The organism is Seonamhaeicola marinus, assembly GCF_008085455.1.
In genome coordinates this window covers 1-934 of record NZ_VSDQ01000653.1, presented here as the reverse complement: position 1 = coordinate 934, position 934 = coordinate 1, and the positions used below count along the sequence as shown (strand labels likewise).

The following is a 934-nucleotide window of genomic DNA, read 5'->3' as shown; positions in this document are numbered from 1 at the left end:
AGGAGGTGATGTTTCTGAAAATAATGAAGCTTACCTAATAGATATTAAAAAACAAAAAGCAATAGGTAATGACAACCCAAGCGAGCGTAAGTTGCCTTTATTTGTTGGTGAAAAAGATGGTAAAACATATTATGTGGTGCCAATTTATGGTAAAGGTTTATGGGACGCCATTTGGGGTTATGTATCTTTAGATAAAGACATGGTAGTACAGGGTGCTTATTTTNGTGAGCATTTATTAGATGAAAGTGGGTACTTTAAAGGTATTGATGTTGCCAAAGGTAACGCCGACCCAAAAAATGAAAATAAAACCGATAACGAGGTTGATGCCATTGCAGGAGCAACTATTACAGGTAATGGTGTAACAGCAATGATTAAGAGCGATCTTAAATTGTACAAACCTTATTTCGATAATCTTAAAAATAATTAAAACATATGGGACTTTTATCAAAAAAAGATGCCAAGTTAATAACAGATCCGTTAGCAGATAATAACCCAATTACTATTCAAGTATTAGGTATTTGTTCTGCATTAGCAATTACTGCAGAGCTTAAAGCATCTATTGTAATGGCGGTATCAGTATTATTTGTATTAGGTGTTGGTAACGTTGTTATTTCTTTAATGCGAAATATAATTCCATCAAAAATCAGGATTATCGTTCAACTTACTGTAGTTGCTGCTTTAGTAATTATTGTAGACCAAGTGCTAAAAGCATTTGCTTATGAATTAAGTAAAACACTATCGGTTTTTGTTGGTTTAATTATTACAAACTGTATCATTATGGGGCGTTTTGAAGCTTTTGCTTTAGGTAATGGCCCTTGGAAATCATTTTTAGATGGTATAGGTAACGCTTTAGGTTACGGTGTAATACTAATTATAGTTGGTTTCTTTAGAGAATTATTAGGTTCTGGTACACTATTAGGATTTAAAGTTTTAG

At 32.7% G+C, this 934-nt stretch carries 2 protein-coding genes; both read left to right on the top strand.

Annotation, left to right across the window (positions count from 1 at the left end; translation table 11 throughout):
- Nucleotides 1-427: FMN-binding protein (locus tag FUA24_RS11025; RefSeq protein WP_148542241.1), on the top strand; the 427-nt coding region annotated here is incomplete at its 5' end.
- A 5-nt stretch (nucleotides 428-432) separates the two neighbouring features.
- Nucleotides 433-934 (top strand): NADH:ubiquinone reductase (Na(+)-transporting) subunit D (locus tag FUA24_RS11020; protein WP_148542239.1); only part of this gene is annotated, 502 nt, incomplete at its 3' end.